Origin of the sequence: Streptomyces sp. NBC_00019 (genome assembly GCF_045041015.1) — a bacterium.
In the GTDB taxonomy this organism is placed as follows: Bacteria; Actinomycetota; Actinomycetes; order Streptomycetales; family Streptomycetaceae; genus Streptomyces.
Genome location: NZ_CP108302.1, coordinates 367,684 through 385,127, shown reverse-complemented (window position 1 = coordinate 385,127; position 17,444 = coordinate 367,684). Strand labels below are relative to the sequence as shown.

The window sequence follows — 17,444 nt, the reverse complement described above, 5'->3', positions numbered from 1 at the left end:
CACAGGAGTCACATCACAGGAGTCACATCACAGGGGAAAACGGGTCGCGGGCCATACCTGTTCACAACGAAAACATCCGAAAACAGTCGGAGCGGCGAAGGCGAACTCCGGACGACGGAATTGAACGGCCTGATGAAAGGGGTGCCAGTCAACTTTCCGGCTGCCAGTCTCGGTCCCGCCACGCCGGACGACGGCACGACCGAGCCGTGTTCCCGGCACGACCCAGTGGAGAGCACCCGCAATGTTCAAGGCATCCACGCACCACCGCAGAACGTCCCGTCTCGGCCGAGCGGTCCTTGTCGCGCTCAGCGCCGGCGCGCTGACCGTCGGCGTCTCGACGAGCGCGTCCGCCGCCATCCTCACCCCGCTGCCGTGGAACGCGAGCACCTACCAGAACAAGTACATGCCGCTCTTCGACTACGACTCGGACAGCTGCTTCCCCGCGGCGGCCGTCGACGCGAGCGGAAAGCTCAACGGCGGTCTGGACAACACCGGGACGATCACCGGCGGCTGCCGGACCAACCACCTCGGCAAGGCCAACACCTACTCGCAGAGCTGGTGCAAGGACGGCTGGTGCGCGTACGTCTACGCGCTCTACTTCGAGAAAGACCAGACGCTGAACGGCGCCGACGCCTTCGGACACCGTCACGACTGGGAGTCCGTCGTGGTCTTCCAGAAGCAGGGCGAGGAGAGCCCCCGCTTCCTGTCCGCCTCCCGGCACGGCGGCTACAGCACCCACCCGATCAACGAGGTGCCGATGGGCCGGCTGAACGGCGAGTCGAGCTACAACCGCGTCGAGATCGTCTACCACAAGGACGGCGCGAGCACGCACGCGTTCCGCTTCGCCGCGTGGGGCGAGGCCCCGGAGGCGTGGGGCGACGGAGGCTGGGACCGCCCGGCCCTGGTCACCATGGAGAACATGGACAAGACACCGCGCGACCAGCTGTGGAACTCCAAGTGGGGCAGCGCCAACTTCCCGCTGACCGGCAACCTCCAGAGCAACATCAACAAGGCCCGGAACGCCGACAGCAGGGCGGCGGCCGCCATCCCCGCGTTCTGACGCACGGGCACACAGGCTGACGCGGACACCATTGCGCAGGCCTTCCTGAGCAGCCGCCGGTGGGACCAACTCCCCGCCCCGTCCCACCGGCGGCACCGACTCGTCCGCCCCTTTACGTGCCGTGCGTACGCGGCGGCATGTCGGTCCGTTCAGTCCGTTCCGAGGCCGGCTGGTTGGTGAGGGCGTCCTCGCGTGGCGATGGCACTCGGGCGTGCGGGGAGGGCCGGGGACTTCCCTTGACCTGAAGTGCGGTTGAGTTTCTAGCGTGTCTTCGAGTTGATCATCTGACGACGGGAGAACACGCTGATGATCCTCGTGACCGGTGCCACCGGGAACATAGGAAGTGCACTGCTGGGCGAGTTGCGTGGAGGCGGTGCGGGGTTGCTGAGGGGATTCACCCGCGACGCCGCGCGGGCCGCGTTCCCTGCGGGGGTCGAGGCTGTTGAGGGTGATTTTGCGGAGCCGCAGTCATTCAAGCTCGCTCTGGACGGGGTGCGCTCGCTGTTCCTGGTGTCGCGTCTGGGTCCGGATGCCGACATCCTTGACGCCGCCAGACTGGCGGGTGTGGAGCATGTGGTGCTGGTGTCGTCCATCACGGTCCAGACCCATTCGCGCCTGGGTCCGGCCGGCGAGAACCTGGCAGTGGAGCGGCTGCTTCAGGACAGCGGTATGGCCTGGACGATATTGCGGCCTACGCAGTTCGCCTCGAACGCGCTGATGTGGGCGGCGTCGATCCGCGGCGGTGAAGTGGTGCGTGCGCCGTACGCGGACACCGGGCTGCCCACGATCCACCCCGCGGACATCGCCTCGGTGGCGCGAGTCGCGCTGACCGAGCCCGGTCACCAGGGACGCACGTACGCCCTGACCGGCCCGGAGCCGGTGACGGCCCGGCAGCAGGTCGAGGCCATCGCCGCAGCACTCGGTCGGGATGTGCCCTTCAAGGAGATCAGCCGGCAGGAGGCTCACGCTCAGATGGCCGCGGTCTTCGGGGCCGAGGCGGCGGAGGCGGTCCTCGACGTCACGGGCGGCGACGTCAATGACGAACTGCTGAAGGTGCGCGACACAGTTGCACGGGTCACCGGGCTTCCGGCCAGAGGGTTCCAGCAGTGGGCCGCGGAGAACGCCGACAGCTTCCGTTGAGATACCAGCCCGTCAGCGCCAGTTGTTCTCGGGCGCGGGCTTCAGGACGTGGCGGCCCGCTCGGCGCGGGCTCTGGCCCGGGCCAGGCGGTAGTGCCGCGCCTGTCCACGCACCAGTCCAAAATGCCCGCGAATCACTACTGGGGAAGCGGGATGCTCAGCTGGCGGCGGCTGGTCAGGCCGAAAGGGCGGGCGACGAGCACGGCCTTGCTCTTTGCGGGCAGTGCCGGCGGTGCGCCGGTCGGGTCGCGGGGTGGTCCCCTACCGTGCGCAGGGCCGGCGGTTCGGGTGGCCGGGGGCCGGAGGGGTGCGCAAGCGTAGTCGCTCGCCCTGGGGGCCGAACATGATCAGGTACTCAACAGGCCCGCCGGAGCCGGCGTTCGCCACCCCGTGCGGGGTGCGGGTGTCGAACTCGATGGCGTCCCCGGCAGTCAGGATGAGGTCGTCGTCGCCGAGTGCGAGCCACAGCCGCCCGTACAGCACGCACAGCCACTCGTAGCCCTCGTGGGAGAACTGCCGCGGCCGCGCGGGCGGGCTCTCGACGGCGGGCAGGACGTGCTTGTGGGCGTGCAGGCCGCCGACGTACCGGGTCAACGGCAGCACCGCCTTGTCGTCGCCGAAGCTCAGGGGCGCCGCAGCCCGCGGCTCGGCCGCGGGTGCGGTGCCGGCCAGTTCGTCCAAGGAGAGGCCGTACTCCTTCGACAGCTGCAGCAGCACCTCCAGAGTGGGCTTGCGCCGGCCGGTCTCGATCCGGGACAGCGTGCTGGGTGAGATGCCGGTCGCGCAGCTGACACCGGCGAGCGTCGCGCCGTGGTCCTCGCGCGCGATCCGCAACCGGGCTCCCATCGCGGCCAGCGTGCCGCCCACGTCGTCGACTGCCACCTCTCCCGCTCCTTCTCGCCGTCCTTGCCCAGCCGTTCCACCGCTCTGTCCTGCGAGTTTGCCAGAAGGGCAAGGACGATCGCGTCGGGCGGGTGCCGCGCCGCATGATCGATGGGTGGCCGCGTCCGCCCGCGAATCGAGGAGAAGCCCATGCAGCCCGAGCCGACCGCCGAGCTCTGCCACCGCACCGTCGCAGCCCCGGCCGGGCGCCTGCACCTGGTCGAGCAGGGCACCGGCCCGCTGGTCCTGCTCGTGCACGGCTTTCCTGAGTCCTGGTACTCCTGGCGCCGCCAGCTCCCGGCCCTTGCCGCGGCCGGCTACCGGGCGGTGGCGATCGACGTGCGCGGCCATGGCCGCTCCTCCAAGCCGACGGCGACCGACGCCTACCGGATGCTCGACCTGGTGGAGGACAACGTCGCCGTCGTGCGCGCCCTCGGCGAGGAGAACGCGGTGGTCATCGGCCACGACTGGGGCTCCACCATCGCCGCCGCGTCCGCCCTGCTCCACCCCGAGGTCTTCCGTGCCGTCGGCCTGCTGAGCGTTCCCTACGCGCCGCCCGGCGGCCCCCGCCCCACCGACATCTTCGGCCAGATCGGCGGCCCCGAGCAGGAGTTCTACGTCTCCTACTTCCAAGAGCCCGGCCGCGCCGAGGCGGAGATCGAGCCCGATGTCCGGGGCTGGCTCGCGGGCTTCTACGCGGCCCTGTCCGCCGACACCATGCCCGAACAGGGCGAGCATGACCCGCACTTCGTCGCCCGCGGCGGCGGCCGGCTGCGCGACCGTTTTCCCACGAGGGTTCTCCCGGCCTGGCTGAGCGAGGATGACCTCGACGTCTACGCCGGGGAGTTCGAGCGCACAGGGATCACCGGCGCGCTCAACCGCTACCGCAACATGGACCGCGACTGGGAAGACCTCGCCCCGCACCGCGGAGCCCCGATCAAGCAGCCGTCCCTGTTCATCGGCGGCGCCCTGGACGCCTCCACCACCTGGATGTCCGACGCCATCGACGCCTACCCCACCACCCTCCCCGGCCTCTCGGCCTCCCACCTCCTGGACGGCTGCGGCCACTGGATCCAGCAGGAGCGCCCCGACGAGGTCAACCGCCTGCTGACCGACTGGCTCGCCACCCTCCAGGGCTGAACCAGGCGGCCGACCTGCGCAGCTTGGCGGTTCGTTCGGGGCGGGCGGCGCTGATGCAGCGCATGGCGGCCTGCTCGGCGAGGCCGAACAGCAGCATCAGCGGACGTGCCGAAGTCGTCCGCGGCCGTGGAAACCACCGCGTCGAACCCGCTGGCTGAGAAATCCGTCAGGGAATTCCGACCGTGGAGGACACGGTCTGAATCCCTCGTGCTCCGTGGCGAGGCTGCCGCTGTCGTGAGTGGCATCAGGGTGTGTCACGAATCCGTGGCCACCGTCACAGACGTGCCACAGGACTCGGCGGTAACCGCTGGGCGTACAACTTCTGTTGAGGTTCTTGGGTCTCATCTGCCGCGAGGGCGGTATGCCGTGCGTGACCGGCTCGGTGTGCTGCCCGGTTCATGAGGCTGCGGCAACGACGCAGCGACACAAGGGGGATCTTCATGCGCTCCACACGCGCCGCTTTCCTGGCGTTAGCCCTGCTCAGCATCACCGGCACCGCGATCGCAGGCGGGCCCGCCTGGGCGGCGGAGGGCGGCCAGCGCGCCACCACGGTGGCCCACGACGACTTCAACGGCGATGGCTATGCGGATCTGGTGACCGCGGCACCCGCCGCGACGGTGGGTGGCAAGCCGGGAGCCGGGTTCGTCTCCGTTCTTTACGGCTCGTCCCATGGCATCGACACCGCCAAAAGAGTGGTCCTGACGCAGAGTTCGGCAGGGGTGCCCGGCAGCCCGGAAGCCTATGACGCCTTCGGCGCGGCCGTCACGTCCGCGGACCTCGACGGTGACGGATATGCCGATCTGGCCGTGGGAGTACCCGGCGAGGACATCGGGGACGCCGTCGACGCGGGCAGCGTCACGGTCCTGTGGGGCTCGGCCCGCGGGCTGACCGGCACGAGTTCGTGGCTGGAGAGCAACACCCTGGGCGCGCCCAGCGCCAGGGAGTCCTACGGCAGCGGGCTCACCGCCGCCGACGTCGACGCCGACGGACGCCCGGAACTGGCCCACGTCAACGCGGAGGATTCCGTCTACGTGCACGACTTCAGCGCCTCCCGCACACCGCAGAATCCCGAGCAGCTCTACGGTCTGCCCAGTCAGGACGGCTTCCGGCCCAGCGGTCTGACCGGCGCCGACTACGACAAGGACGGCTATGCCGATCTCGTGGTCACCGGCACCCAGCCGAGCCTGGAGATCGTGGAGAGCCACTCGGTGCTGTTGCGCGGCTCCGCGGACGGACTGGACCTGGACCGCTCCTTCGGCGGAGGTTCGGTGGGCGCCTCCGGTGACATCAACAAGGACGGATACCCCGACCTCGTGCTGGGTGACCCGCGCACCCTGGAGCACGGCGAGTGGGACCTGTCCTCGGGCAGTGTCTCCGTGCGCTACGGCAGCCCGGACGGCCTGTTCGGCTCCGACCCCCAGACGCCGGATCAGGTCTTCGAGCAGGGCAGGGGCGGCCTTGGCGGCAGTGCCGAAGTCGGCGATCAGTTCGGTGGCGACCTCAGCCTCGGCGACGTCAACGGCGACGGCTACCTCGACCTGGCGATCGGCTCCCCGGGCGAGAGCATCGGCGACCTGGCGGACGCGGGTGCGGCCTGGCTCCTGCGTGGTTCGGCACGGGGACTGGGGACGGCCGGCTCGCAGAACTTCAACCAGAACACCGCCGGCGTGCCGGGTGCGGCCGAGGCGGGGGACCGCTTCGGTGCGCAGACGCGGCTGGTCGACTCCGACCGCGACGGCCACGCCGAACTCGTCACCACGGCTCCCTACGAGAACGACTCCGCAGGCTTCGCCTGGGTGCTCGACGGCACGGCGTCGGGCGTGACGACCAGCGGTTCCTGGTCGTTCGGTGCCGCCGCACTCGGCGCATCGCCGGACAACGCCTACTTCGGATCCGTCCTCGGCCAGTAATCAGGCAGTCGCAGGCCGTCGTAGAGCTGCTGGAAGACGCCGCCGGTCAGTCCTCCGCTTCGGCCTGCCTGCCCCACCCCCACCCGCCGACGCCCCCGGTCTCGGTCGAAGTGACGGATGCGGGCCGCGGGCGCGGGGCCGTAGGGCGTCCGGTCACCGGCCGCTGAGGCGGTGACGAACGCGGCGACGGCGCTCGCCGGTGCGTGTGAACGCCGGCCTCTCTTCGCCCACCCCAGTGGCGCATCCCTCGCACACCTGCTGCGGTGCGGGGGAGCTGCCGACCGGTTGCGGCAGCCCGAAGCATGTCACCGCCCTGCCCGCCGGCGGCCCGCCGAACGGCCGCCTTCGAGTCCAACAACCAGTGAACCGTTCTGGGTCCGGTGAAAAAGGTCTGTCGTGTTTCGGAAACGTCACGGGGCTTGTCACCAGTGCGGGCGTCGTGCGAATGTCCGAGCAATGGTTACGTAACCATGGCCGGTTTACAGGGGTGCAAGTGTCTGTATCCGGACCCTGGTTCATCACTGCCTCGGCTCAGGTGACGAACCCGCACTCCGCCCTCCGCGATCCCCGTCACTGGAGACGACATGACCAAGACCTCGACGAGGTCGAGAAGACTGGCCGGTGTGCTCACGGCCGGCTTCGGCGCGACACTCATGTTCCTGACCGCCCCTGCCCCCGCCCTCGCGCAGTCGGTCACCGAGACGTCAGCCGCCTCGTACGCGCCGGCGAAGCCCGTGGCGAAGGGCGCTACCAGTGACTTCCGCGGGGTGAACTGGGCAGACCCGCGGGACAACTACGCCAGTGACGCGGTGGTGCCCAGCGGGCTGTCGGTGACCGACGACTACCGCACCGTGTACCGCACCACGGGCCACATGGTGCGCGGCTTCAAGAAGAACCTGGGCGCCAACACGCTGCGACTGCCGATCAACCCGGCAACCGTGGGCACCAACTGGTGGAAGTCGTACCGGGCGACGATCGACGCGGCCACGGCCTACGGTGACAAGGTCATCGTCAGCTACTGGGAGGCCGACACCAGCAAGGACGGGCTGGTTGACGACACGGCCGCCTGGAAGAAGATGTGGAACACCGTGGTGCGGGAGTACAAGCACAACCCGCGGGTCTACTTCGAGCCCATGAACGAGCCGCACGGCTACACCCTGGATCAGTGGGTGTCCGTCACCAGCGGATGGCTCGCCCAGCACAAGGACGTCCCGCGCGGCCGTGTCGTGATCAGCGGTACCGGCTACAACGACAACGTCACCGGTGTCGGCGCGGCCCGCGCACTGCGGGGAACGCTGCTGTCGCTGCACTTCTACGGCTTCTGGGCCAGCCACACCCAGCAGGCGGACTGGGTCGCCGACCTCGAGGCCCGGATCGGCAGCTACGCCGGCCGGACCATCATCGACGAGGCCGGCTCCCCGATGACCACCGGTCTGAACTACGGCGCGTGGGACGGCAACATCTACACGTCGTATCTCGCGGCCGTCACCAACACCGCCCGCAGCAAGGGGATGGGACTGGTGTACTGGCCGGGGCTGAGGTTCGGCGACGCCTACTCGATCGAGTCGCTGGACGCCGCGGGCAACCTGGTGGACAACAACGCCAGCGGAGTCGCGCAGCTGCGCTGGGGCTACGGCTTCGGCAAGACCCCGCCCGTCAACGACCTGCCGCCCGCGCCTCCCGGCGAGGTCCTGCGCGGAGTGGGCTCCGACCGCTGCGTGGACGTGCCCGGCTTCAGTACGACCAACGGCACCCAACTCGACCTCTGGGACTGCAACGACGGCGGCAACCAGTCCTGGAACTGGAACGCGGACAAACAACTCACCGTCTACGGCAACAAGTGCATGACGGTGGGAGGCACCGGAGCGACGGCGGGCAACCCCGTGGTCATCACCGACTGCACCGGCGCGGCGGCACAGCAGTGGAACCTGAACGCGGACCTCACGGTGACCAGCGTCGCCAACCCGGAGCTCTGCCTGGACGCAGCCGGCGGCGGCACCGGCAACGGCACGGCGGTCGACGTCTGGTACTGCAACGCAAGCAGCAACCAGCAGTGGACCAGGAGCTGACACCGGCACCTGTTCCCCTCGACTGGTGAACCAGTGATCCAAACCGCACGGGCCCCGCGAGCATCTCGCCGGGCCCGTGCGCGTCAGCGCCGAAGGGACGATGAGCGGATCCCGCTACCGCTGGGCTATGTGCGCCGCCCCTCTGGCTGGCCCTGAACACCGTCAACCGCGACGCGCAAGCCGATGGCCTGAGCGCATGCCCCGCGTCCCCGAGTAGAGATCGACGAGAGCCCGGTCGTCGGCGTCCGGGGTGTCCTTGCCGGCCAACGACCAGGCATGGCAGCAGACTTCGGACCGTGCGGACCGGATGGCCTGCAGGGCTTTGTCGCCGGAGGCGGCGAGGGCGTCGATCAGCCGGGAGATGGCCGGGGCGGAGGCGACCGGGTCGACAATCGGGTCTCAGGAGTGCGCGAGGAGTCCGCGTTCCAGGGCGACGACGACAGCGCGAGTGCGGTCGCTGACGTCGAGTTTCGCGAAGACCCGCAGAAGGTGTGTCTTCACCGTGGCCTCGCCGATGACCAGACGACGGCCGATCTCGGCATTGGACAGGCCGTCGGCGACCGCCCTCAGCACGTCCCGCTCGCGGGCCGTGAGCGCGACCGGCTCAGGGCGGCGCATCCGGGCCACGAGACGCTCCGCGACCTTGGGCGCGAGGACCGTCTCACCGCGCGCCGCCGAGCGGATGGCGTCGGCGAGTTGCTCGCGGGTGGTGTCCTTGAGGAGGTAGCCGACGGCGCCGGCCTCCACGGCTCGTTCGATCTCGACGTCCGTGTCGTACGTGGTGAGGATCAGCACCCGGGTGGCCAGCGGCAGGGCGACGATCTCGGTGGTGGCGGCCACGCCGTCGAGCACCGGCATGCGCAGGTCGAGGAGGGCCACGTCGGGGGCGAGCCGCTCGACGAGGTCGACGCCTTCGCGGCCGTCGTTCGCTTCGCCGACGATCTCTATCGTGGGCTCGTCGGCCAGCAGGGCGATGACTCCGGCGCGCATCACGGCGTGGTCGTCGACCACGACCACGCGGATCCGGTCGTACGCGGTGTCGGTCACGGTCAGTCCTGACTATGTGTGGGAAGGCGGGCGAGGACACGGGTGCCGTCCCCGAGGGAGCTGGTGAGGGCGAGTTCACCGTCGAGTTCGGCCAGCCGCCGGCGCATGCCGTCGAGGCCGAAACCATGGGAGTCCTCGACGACGAAGCCACAGCCGTCGTCAGTGATCTCCAGCTCGACACCGCCCGCGAGTTCGGTGAGGACGACGCCGACGGTGGAGGCGCCCGAGTGTTTGCGCACGTTGGCGAGGGACTCCTGCGTGCAGCGCAGCAGGGCGACGCGGGTGCGCTGGTCCAGGTCCACATCGGGCAGTTCGGCGGCGACGGTGAGACCGGTGTCCTGGACGAAACGATCCAGGATTCTGCGCAGGGTGGTGGCCAGCGAGCCGGCCGCGACGCCGCTCTCGGGGGCGGAGCCGACGAGCACCCGGGCCTCGGCCAGGTTCTCGCGCGCGGTCTGCTCGATGGAGGTGAGCTGCTCGGCGCAGCGTACGGGGTCAGTGGCGGTGGCAGCGCGAGCGGCCTCCGCGAGCACCACGATGGAGGCGAAGCCCTGAGCGAGGGTGTCGTGGATCTCCCGGGCGAGCCGCTCACGCTCTTCGGCCGCCCCCTGCCGCTGATACGCAGCCGCCAACTCCTCCTGGGTAACGGCCAGTTCTGCAGTCAGTTGCTCCTGTCGCTCGTTGCTCTGACCCACGAAGCGGTGCACCCACAGCCCCAGCCCCACCCCTGCGGCATAGCCGACAACGGTGAACACCACGTTCCCCGTCAGGAACTGAGGGCTCCAGCCCTGGCCGAGCGTGCTACCGAACACGGTGAGGGCCGCGCCGGCCCCGCTGAGCGTGATCGCGTCCCGCGGGGCGCGGGTGAAGAGCCAGAACTGCGGCAGGGACACCACGTAGAAGGCGGCCCCGCCGTCGAGAAGGTAGGCCGTCGCGCCCAGGACGAGCGCGAGGACGGCGAGGTAGGTACGGGGACGCAGGAGGGGGTTGTCCGGCCGGGTGAGAACGACGGTGTGACACAGCGCGATCAGGGCGAGCAGGCCGAGCATCCAGTACCTGCGGGCCGGCGACGCGTCGAGCACGGCGATGGCCGGGGGCAGCAGGCCGAACAGGATCCAGCCTGCCGAGTTCCAGCGACGGATACGGTCCGGGGTAAGCCGGTCGCCCGGCTGCTGCTGCCACTGAGTCACGCTGATTCACCTCGTTCGTAAGGGAGTTGAGGGCCCGGCGGTCGAGTTGATCAGCTTACCGATTCCAGGGGGCGGGGGGCCTGTTCGGTGCGGCGGGCGCGGCGCACTCCGCGCGAGGGCCACCAGTTGGCCTCGCCGAGCAGGAGCATCAGGGACGGCAGGACCAGCATGCGGATGACGAAGGCGTCCAGAAGGACGGCGACCGCGAGGCTGAAGCCGATCTGCTTCATCTCGATCAGGTGCAGGGCCGCGAAGCTGGCGAAGACCGTGACCATGACCGCGGCCGCGCTGGTCACCACGCCCGCCGAGCTGCCGATGCCCTCGATCACGGCCTTGCGGGTCGGGACTCCGCGCAGGGCGGCCTCCCGGATCCGGCTGATCACGAAGACCTGGTAGTCCATCGACAGGCCGAACAGGATCACGAAGAGGAACAGCGGGACACGGGTGCCGATCGAACCGGTGGAGGTGAAGTCGACCAGGCCTTCGGCCCAGGTGTGCTGGAAGACCATGACGAGGACGCCGAGCGAGGCGGCGGCGGACAGGAGGTTGAGAAGGATGCCGACCAGGCCGAGGACCACGGAGCGGAACGCCCAGACGGTCATGGCGAAGGTCACCAGGAGCAGCGCCCCGATGATGAGCGGCAGCTTCTGTTCCTGGTGGGCCGGGTAGTCGGCGTAGCGGGCGACGTCACCGGTCACCGCGGACTCGGCACCCTTCACCTGGCCGACGGTCTGAGGGAGGTACGTGGCGCGGATGTCCTTGAGCGAGGACTGGGCCTCGTCGCTGCTGACGTAGTGCGGGACCTGAAGCTGGAGCATGCTGATCCGCTTGTCGGGCGATATGGTCAGCCGGGACGTGCCGCTCAGACGCGGGTCGTCCTTGACGCCGGCGGCGAGTTCGCGCAGGGCGGCGGTCACCTCGGGCGAACGGTCGGCGTCGGCGCGTACGACGACCTGGTGCATGGACTTCAGCTCCGGGTAGGCCGCGTTGAGTCGGTCGTAGACCTGCATGGCTTCGATGGAGCGGGAGTGTGTCTCGCGGCCCATGTCGGTGAGCTTGAGGCCGAGGACCGGGGCGGCGAGGGCGAGCAGGGCGACGACAGTGACGGTGAGGGTGGCGACGGGGTGTTTGGCGACGGGGCGCAGCACCGCGGCGGTCAGGCGGCCGGGTCCGGCCTGGTGCGTCTTCTGCGTCTTCGGCGCGAGCCCGCGGGCCGCCCGGCGCTCGGCACGGCGTTCGGCGCGCATGCCCAGTTTGGCGAGGAGGGCGGGCAGCACGGTCAGGGAGCTGACGACGGCCACGAGGGTGACGAGGATCGCGCCGGTGGCGATGGACGAGAAGATGACGTCGTCGGCGAGGTAGAGGGTGGCGCTGGAGACGGCGACCGCGAGGCCGGAGACGACAACGGCCCGGCCGGACGTGGCGGCGGCGAGTTCGACGACGGCCTGCGGGCTCAGCTTGCCACCCCCGCGGGCTCGTTCCTCACGTTCGCGCTTGAGGTAGAAGAGCGTGTAGTCGACGCCGACCGCGAGGCCGATGAGCAGGATGACGTTGGTGCTGATGCCGTTGTCGGGGAAGACGTGCGAGGCAACCATGGTCAGGCCGACGGCCGCGGCGATCGAGGACAGGGCGAGCAGCAGCGGTACGAGAGCCATCGCCACGGAGCTGAAGACCAGCAGCAGGGTGATGAGGGTGACCGGCAGGGCGATCATCTCGGTGCGCGCGAGGTCGTCACCGCGCAGCTTGTCGACTCCCTTGCTGATGGAAGGCGATCCGGTCTCCTCGACGCGCAGCCCGGGGTTGGCCTTCTGTACGGCCGCGGTCTGCTCGAGCAGCGGGTCGACGTGCTCCTTGCCCTCCAGCTCCGGGCCCTTCATGGTGACGGTGACCCGCACCGCCGTGTTGTCCGCGGCGCGTACCGGGTCGGTGACGGTGAGCACCTCGGGCAGCTTGCGCATCAGGGCGGCGACGTCGGCGGCGGCTGAGTCGGCCGCGGCGATGTCGAGCTTTCCGGTGCCCGGCTTCGCGGTGATCAGGACGTGTTCGACGGGGCGCTGCTGCAACCCGCCTTCCGCGGCGATCGCTTCGCCGCGTCCCGCCTCGCCGATGCGGAAGTCCTCGGTGGTCGCCGCGTTGGTGCCCACGGAGATGCCGAGAGCGAGGCACAGGACGACGAACACGAACCAGCCGACGATGCCCCGCCAGGGGTGGACGGCGCTCCAACGAGCCATGCGTACGGGAAGATTCTTCATGGCAGCCATGCTCTTCGTCACCGGTGCGGCGCCGACAGCAGCGACTGGTTGAACTTCGCGTCCACCGACTGGTGGACCCCCTTCCGCCTCAGTGGACGCTGAGGGTGTGGAAGACCGTCGCGCTTGTCCGGGCAGGCGACGGCTGCCGGGTAGCCACGTGGACGACGCGACTCCATTGCTCTGGCTTTGGAACATCTGACGGAGGCTGGTGCGGGCGGCGGGGCTCGCCTTCGAGCTCGGTCACCCTAGCGTACGAGGCCCTCGGCCTCGGCGGTCTTGGTGCCGAGGAGTGCCTCCAACTCGGCTTCGTCCTGGTTGAGTTCACGGACCCTGATGGTGAGCTCGACGGCGCCGATCTGGTCGAGCTGCCCGCCAAGGCGGAGGCGTCGTTGTGCTGGAACTGGTCGCGTTCGGAGAGGAGCTTGTGGTAAGTCGGCCCTTCTGCCAGGGAACACAGGGGCCGCAGCGCAGGCCAGCCTCGAACGCCACACCCTGACAATTTGTCAGGGCCGCGACGTCCCTGGCGCCGTCTACGGTTCGAGGCGCTGACTCGGGGAGCTCTTGGCCGTCACGGCATCTGGAGCAGGAGATGTGAGCGCTCCGGTCGGGTAACAGCAGCAACCGCGGTGACGACATCTCGCCGTTGGAATCGCTGCATCGGTTGCGACTACAGAGGAGATCAATTCGCTTCCTCCTCCTCGTGAACGAGGGGGAGTCCTACGGCTCGCGCCGTGGGGTTTTCTGTTTCATCGCCGACTGCCCGCCCGGAGAACTCCGTTGAGGTCTTACACCGCCTCCACAGACCGTCGCGGCGCCTCCTTGACTCCCATGACCAGCGAGTAGAGCGTGTCGTTCGCCGTGATGAAGAGGCGGTTCTTCTTCGGGCCGCCGAAGCGGATGTTGGAGACCGTGTTGGGCACCAGAATGCGGCCCAGGAGGGTGCCGTCCGGGGCGTAGCAGTGCACTCCGTCGTCCATGGCCGCGGTCCACAGGTGGCCCCGGTCGTCGAAGCGGATGTTGTCGAAGCGGCCGCCGCCCGCGCCGTTGTTCTCGGCGAAGACCTTGCCGTCGGAGAGGGTGCCGTCCGTGCGTACCTCGAAGGCCCGGATCTGGCCGGCCCGGGTGTCGGAGACGTACAGCTCGCTCTCGTCGAGTGAGAAGACCAGGCCGTTGGGGGCGCCGAAGCCGTCGGCCGCGAGCCGCACCTCGCCGGTATCGGGGTCGATCCGGTAGATGTTGTTGGCTCCGATCTCACTGTCGGTGCGATGGCCCTCATAGTCGCTGGTGATCCCGAAGTCCGGGTCCGAGAACCAGATGGAGCCGTCGGACTTCACGGCCGCGTCGTTCGGGCTGTTGAGCCGCTTGCCCCGGTAGCGGTCGGCGAGCACGGTCACCGAGCCGTCGTGCTCGGTGCGGGTGACCCGGCGGTTGCCCTGCTCACACGTGATCAGACGGCCTTCGCGGTCCAGGGTGTTGCCGTTGGAGTAGCCCGCCGGTGAGCGGAAGACGCTGACCGCGCCGGTTGCCTCGTCCCAGCGCAGCATCCGGTCGTTCGGGATGTCGCTCCAGATCAGCTGGCGCCAGGCCGGTATGTACAGCGGCCCCTCCGCCCAGCGGGAGCCCACGTGGAGCGTCTCCAGTTGTAGATCACCCGCGGTGCACTTCTCCGTACGGAACCTGTCGTCGAGTACTTCGTACAGGGCGGGACGGCCGGTGGCCATGTCCGTTCTCCTTCATTCGTCCTGAGGTGCATGCTCTGAAGTTCATCCTGCGCGATAGGAGTATTGCAGGATGTCATATGCTCAATCCAGGGTATGGGGTGGAACTGGTTCGGAGGAGAGCGTCGTGGATGATGTGGACCGGAAGTTGCTGAACCTGCTGCAGGAGGACGCCGCGCAGGCGTACGCCGCTCTGGGCAAGGCGGTCGGGCTCTCCGCGGGCGCCGCCCATGAGCGGGTGCGCAAGTTGCGCGAGTCGGGGGTGATCCGGCGTACGACGGTCGAGGTGGACCCCGCCGCGGTCGGCAGTGGGGTGTTGGCCTTCGTCATGGTCGACTCATCGGCCTGGATGGGCGACTCCGGCGAGCGCTTCGCGGCGATCCCCGAGTTGCAGGAGGCCCATGTCATCGCGGGCAGTGCATCGGTCCTGGTCAAGGTCAGGACCGGGACGACCGAGCAACTCCAGGATGTATTGCGCCGGTTGTACGAAATCGAGGGTGTCAGCGGCACCCAGGCGACCGTGGCCCTGGAGACCTTCTTCGAGAGAGCGGTGCCGACGGGAGCCTGAAGCCCGGCCGTCCGCGAAGAGAGCCGGACCTCAGCGGCCACTCGTCCGGTCCTGACAAATGCGAGGTAGGTCAGAACCCGCTCGGGCGGGTCTGTGAGTGCCGTCTTATGGTTCCGGGTTGACTTCCTCCTCCTCGTGAACGAGGAGGATTCCTACGGCTCGCGCCGTGGGGGTTTCTGCTTCGTCGCCGACTGCCCGCCCGGAGAACTCCGTTGAGATCTTACACCGGCTCCACAGACCGTCGCCGCCAGCCCGGCGGCCAGAAGGTTCTTCGCCGCGTTCACGTCCCGGTCATGGGCTATCCCGCAGTTCCCGCACGTCCAGGCACGGACGCTGAGCGGCATCCTCTCCCGCACGCTGCCGCACACGGAGCACAGCCTGGTGGAGGGGAAGTAGCGGTCCACCGCGATCACTTCCCGCCCGTACCAGGCGGCCTTGTACTCCAGCATCGAGCGGAACTCGCGCCAGCCCGCGTCCGCAATGGCCCGGGCGAGCGTGTGGTTCTTGACCATGTTGCGTACGGTCAGGTCCTCGATCACGAGCGTTTGATTGTCACGCACGAGCCGAGTCGTCAGCTGGTGGAGCAGGTCCCGGCGCCGGTCGGCGATCCGCGCATGGATCCTGGCGACCTTGCGCCGGGCTTTACGGCGGTTGGCTCCCTCGCCCTTGGCCTTGCGGGACAGCTCCCGCTGCGCCTTGGCCAATCGGGCCCGGTCACGGCGCTCATGCCGAGGGTTGGCGATTTTCTCCCCGGTGGAGAGGGTCAGCAGGTGGTCCAGACCGACGTCGATGCCGACCGCCGCGTCTGTGGCGGGAAGCGGCTTCACAGCCGGGTCTTCGCACAGGATCGAGACGAACCAGCGTCCGGCCGGGTCCTGGGACACGGTCACCGTGGACGGCTTTGCTCCTTCGGGCAGCGGCCGGGACCACACGATGTCCAGCGGGTCCGTCATCTTCGCCAAGGTCAGCCGGCCATCCCGGATACGGAACCCGCTGGTGGTGTACTCCGCCGACTTCCGCGACGTCTTCCGCGACTTGAAGCGCGGGTACTTCGCGCGCTTGGCGAAGAAGTGGGTGAACGCGCTCTGCAGGTGCCGGAGCGTCTGCTGCAGCGGCACCGAGGACACCTCGTTGAGGAAGGCCAGCTCCTCGGTCTTCTTCCACGCCGTCAGCATCGTGGAGGTGGCGTTGTAGTTGACCCGCTCCTGCTGTGCCCATGCCTCGGTACGGGCGGCGAGTGCCAGGTTGTAGACCTTGCGGACGCAACCGAACGTCCGCGCCAGCTCCGCTGCCTGCGTATCACTCGGATAGAAGCGGTATTTGAACGCCCGCTTCGCAGGGTGCACGGCCACGCCCACAACCTAGCCAGACCGCAGGGAGCGATCAAACCTGCCGGTCAGGGCACTGGGATCCGCCCTGGCGGCGCATCCCACCTCTGTGCCCTGCTCCGGCAGGTGTTTCGTTTCCTCCCCCGGCTGAAGCCGGGGGTATCCACGAAAGATTCCGATGAAGCGATACGTGCGGTGCGTGCCTTGCTGGGCATGGCAGACATTGGTCAGGGAGAGGTCGACTTCGAAGCCGTGATCAGGTCGCCGGATGTCCTGGCGCAAGTACGTCACGTACTGCCCGACCTCGAGTGGCGGGCGGCGGCTGGTGAGGCGCACGGTTCGTCGGAGGCCGGCGACAACCCAGCAGACTGCCTGCCGATCCGAGTGTTCGACTGGGGTCGTCCGCTAGACCGTGCTGAGCCCTTCATCGCTGCTCTGGGGCCAGATCCCGCGGCTGTTCGATGGGATCTCAACGCATGGCCCGCGGTTCCCGAAGCGGGACTGGAGGCGATCTCGCAGAAGTACGCTTACCTCACGCTGACAGTGAATTCCCGGACCTCTACCAGGACGAGCCGTCGCAGGACCACACCGTCCACGTGCATGTCCGGAATCGGAACGGCGACCAGATCGCCCGCGTCCATTGGCTCGCCGATCAAGTGGGTGGCCGATTCGCAGGCAGGGTGGAGTTGGCGCCTCTGTAACCTCTCAGCACATAGGCAATACCGCCGTCTCCATGTGCTTTTGCGGTATGTCCGGCGGGTCGTTCCGAGGCGGCTGTCATGACTGAGTGGCGCATGCAGACTCGCCTTTGGCCACCTCGGGAGGGTTCAATGCCCCAGTGGTGGACTGGGTGGAGATGCGCGACCGCGGTCCTGGACGTGTTCCATCAGTTTCGCCCAGGTCCCGTCCGTCTACCGGTTGGCGAACCGCTCGTAGGCGGTCTGCCAGGGGCCGTAGCGCTCGGGCAGACCGCGCCACGGAGCCCCGGTCCGCAGCCGCCACAGCCCCCGCTGACCACCTGCCGGTGATCACGCCACGGACGGCCACGCCCATCCACGCGTGGCAACAGGGGCTCTATTCGCTCCCACGTCGCATCCGTCAACTCACCTCGGCCTGCCACAAAATCAATGATCAGAGTGCT

General features: G+C 68.8%; 12 protein-coding genes and 2 pseudogenes. 6 read left to right on the top strand and 8 right to left on the bottom strand.

The annotated features are described in order from the left end of the window. The first annotated feature begins 241 nt into the window (after positions 1-241). Positions 242-1,060: an NPP1 family protein gene (locus OHU89_RS01805; RefSeq protein WP_266898446.1), complete on the top strand. Its 819-nt coding sequence runs from the start codon at positions 242-244 to the stop codon at positions 1,058-1,060. 306 nt (positions 1,061-1,366) lie between these two features. Further along, on the top strand, positions 1,367-2,200 hold the full coding sequence (locus OHU89_RS01800) for an NAD(P)H-binding protein (protein WP_405639152.1): 834 nt from the start codon (positions 1,367-1,369) through the stop codon (positions 2,198-2,200). Positions 2,201-2,460: 260 nt separating this feature from the next. Here the strand turns inward: OHU89_RS01800 and OHU89_RS01795 are convergent, their stop codons facing one another. Then, a complete protein-coding gene (locus tag OHU89_RS01795; RefSeq protein WP_405639150.1) occupies positions 2,461-3,081 on the bottom strand; it encodes a helix-turn-helix domain-containing protein in 621 nt (206 codons plus the stop codon). A gap of 150 nt (positions 3,082-3,231) precedes the next feature. On the opposite strand from OHU89_RS01795, the gene OHU89_RS01790 reads away from it, so the two are divergent. From OHU89_RS01790 to OHU89_RS01780, 3 genes are all read left to right on the top strand, one after another. Next, entirely contained in the window at positions 3,232-4,221 is a 990-nt protein-coding gene (locus OHU89_RS01790) for an alpha/beta fold hydrolase (protein ID WP_405639149.1), read from the top strand. 440 nt (positions 4,222-4,661) lie between these two features. Continuing rightward, complete coding sequence (locus OHU89_RS01785) at positions 4,662-6,131, top strand: FG-GAP repeat protein (protein ID WP_405639147.1); 1,470 nt, start codon at positions 4,662-4,664, stop codon at positions 6,129-6,131. Between the two features lie 584 nt (positions 6,132-6,715). Then, the gene (locus tag OHU89_RS01780) at positions 6,716-8,200 is read left to right on the top strand and encodes a ricin-type beta-trefoil lectin domain protein (RefSeq protein ID WP_405639145.1); all 1,485 of its coding nucleotides are present in this window, start codon (positions 6,716-6,718) and stop codon (positions 8,198-8,200) included. Between the two features lie 216 nt (positions 8,201-8,416). Here the strand turns inward: OHU89_RS01780 and OHU89_RS01775 are convergent. The 5 genes and pseudogenes from OHU89_RS01775 to OHU89_RS01755 form a co-directional block, all read right to left on the bottom strand. Then, positions 8,417-8,584 (bottom strand): annotated as a pseudogene (locus OHU89_RS01775) (IS1380 family transposase); the annotation flags it as partial. 15 nt (positions 8,585-8,599) lie between these two features. Further along, positions 8,600-9,247: a response regulator gene (locus OHU89_RS01770; RefSeq protein WP_405639143.1), complete on the bottom strand. Its 648-nt coding sequence runs from the start codon at positions 9,245-9,247 to the stop codon at positions 8,600-8,602. Between the two features lie 2 nt (positions 9,248-9,249). Further along, a complete protein-coding gene (locus OHU89_RS01765) occupies positions 9,250-10,437 on the bottom strand; it encodes a sensor histidine kinase (protein WP_405639141.1) in 1,188 nt (395 codons plus the stop codon). A 50-nt stretch (positions 10,438-10,487) separates the two neighbouring features. After that, positions 10,488-12,689, bottom strand: a complete 2,202-nt coding sequence (locus OHU89_RS01760) for an MMPL family transporter (RefSeq protein WP_405639139.1) — start codon at positions 12,687-12,689, stop codon at positions 10,488-10,490. Between the two features lie 785 nt (positions 12,690-13,474). After that, the gene (locus OHU89_RS01755; RefSeq protein WP_405639137.1) at positions 13,475-14,410 is read right to left on the bottom strand and encodes an SMP-30/gluconolactonase/LRE family protein; all 936 of its coding nucleotides are present in this window, start codon (positions 14,408-14,410) and stop codon (positions 13,475-13,477) included. A gap of 124 nt (positions 14,411-14,534) precedes the next feature. Here OHU89_RS01755 and OHU89_RS01750 point away from each other — a divergent pair, with 124 nt between their 5' ends. Beyond that, on the top strand, positions 14,535-14,975 hold the full coding sequence (locus tag OHU89_RS01750; RefSeq protein ID WP_266898467.1) for an Lrp/AsnC family transcriptional regulator: 441 nt from the start codon (positions 14,535-14,537) through the stop codon (positions 14,973-14,975). Positions 14,976-15,127: 152 nt separating this feature from the next. Here OHU89_RS01750 and OHU89_RS01745 read toward each other — a convergent pair whose 3' ends face one another. Further along, positions 15,128-16,327: an RNA-guided endonuclease InsQ/TnpB family protein gene (locus OHU89_RS01745; protein ID WP_405639135.1), complete on the bottom strand. Its 1,200-nt coding sequence runs from the start codon at positions 16,325-16,327 to the stop codon at positions 15,128-15,130. A gap of 890 nt (positions 16,328-17,217) precedes the next feature. Further along, positions 17,218-17,423: pseudogene (locus tag OHU89_RS01740) on the bottom strand (transposase); the annotation flags it as partial. Positions 17,424-17,444 lie beyond the last annotated feature (21 nt).

Excerpts from the sequence above, each read along its gene's own strand:
- OHU89_RS01805 (WP_266898446.1), top strand. The coding sequence starts at position 242 with ATGTTCAAGGCATCCACGCACCACCGCAGAACGTCCCGTCTCGGCCGA.
- OHU89_RS01800 (WP_405639152.1), top strand. The coding sequence starts at position 1,367 with ATGATCCTCGTGACCGGTGCCACCGGGAACATAGGAAGTGCACTGCTG.
- OHU89_RS01790 (WP_405639149.1), top strand. The coding sequence starts at position 3,232 with ATGCAGCCCGAGCCGACCGCCGAGCTCTGCCACCGCACCGTCGCAGCC.
- OHU89_RS01785 (WP_405639147.1), top strand. The coding sequence starts at position 4,662 with ATGCGCTCCACACGCGCCGCTTTCCTGGCGTTAGCCCTGCTCAGCATC.
- OHU89_RS01780 (WP_405639145.1), top strand. The coding sequence starts at position 6,716 with ATGACCAAGACCTCGACGAGGTCGAGAAGACTGGCCGGTGTGCTCACG.
- OHU89_RS01760 (WP_405639139.1), bottom strand. The coding sequence starts at position 12,689 with ATGAAGAATCTTCCCGTACGCATGGCTCGTTGGAGCGCCGTCCACCCC.
- OHU89_RS01755 (WP_405639137.1), bottom strand. The coding sequence starts at position 14,410 with ATGGCCACCGGCCGTCCCGCCCTGTACGAAGTACTCGACGACAGGTTC.